Origin of the sequence: Paenibacillus antri (assembly GCF_005765165.1) — a bacterium.
Classification (GTDB): Bacteria; Bacillota; Bacilli; order Paenibacillales; family YIM-B00363; genus Paenibacillus_AE; species Paenibacillus_AE antri.
Genome location: NZ_VCIW01000066.1, coordinates 1 through 749, shown reverse-complemented (window position 1 = coordinate 749; position 749 = coordinate 1). Strand labels below are relative to the sequence as shown.

General features: G+C 39.3%; 2 protein-coding genes. Both read right to left on the bottom strand.

Translation table 11 applies throughout. The annotated features are described in order from the left end of the window. On the bottom strand, nt 1-300 hold a 300-nt coding region (gene rplT, locus FE782_RS33495; RefSeq protein WP_138198434.1), incomplete at its 3' end, for a 50S ribosomal protein L20. Nucleotides 301-367: 67 nt separating this feature from the next. Continuing rightward, nucleotides 368-565: a 50S ribosomal protein L35 gene (gene rpmI / locus FE782_RS33490; protein WP_005596065.1), complete on the bottom strand. Its 198-nt coding sequence runs from the start codon at nt 563-565 to the stop codon at nt 368-370. Nucleotides 566-749 lie beyond the last annotated feature (184 nt).

Sequence of the window (749 nt, the reverse complement as noted above, 5' to 3'; positions counted from 1 at the left end):
TCTAGCGATGTCAGCTAAAATCTTACGGTCGATTTCAACAGAAGCTTTTTTCAAGCCGTTGATGAATTTGCTGTAAGATAAACCGTTTTGACGTGCTGCAGCGTTGATACGTGCAATCCATAATTGACGGAATTGACGTTTACGTTGACGACGGTCACGGTAAGCATATTGACCAGCTTTAATTACAGCTTGGAACGCAACGCGATAAACACGTGAACGCGCACCATAATAACCTTTAGCAGCCTTAAGAACTTTCTTATGGCGTGCTCTTGCAATAACACCACGTTTTACACGAGCCATTATTAAATCTCCTAATGTATATAATTAACTAAAATTCACTAAAGTACGTTTTAACTTGACTCAACGCTTATGCGTATGGTAAGCACGCTACTACTAATACTTGGTCTGCTTTCGCTACCATTGATTTGTGGCGTAAGTGACGTTTACGTTTAGTGGTTTTCTTAGTCAAAATATGACGTAAGTGAGATTGTTTACGTTTGAAACCGCCTGAAGCTGTTTTCTTGAAACGCTTAGCAGCACCACGTACTGTTTTAATTTTAGGCATTGTTTTATAAACTCCGCATTGTTTTATCTAATACATAATAATCAGGCGAAAAATACGCTTATCGCTAACCGTCTTTTTACTTGCAAAGCACTAATTATCTCGAACAGAGCGTTACCGCTCATAGCCCTTTACGGCTAAAAAGCAAATCAGGCTGCGAAATGTGCCTGTAGATTGCTTTTGTTTC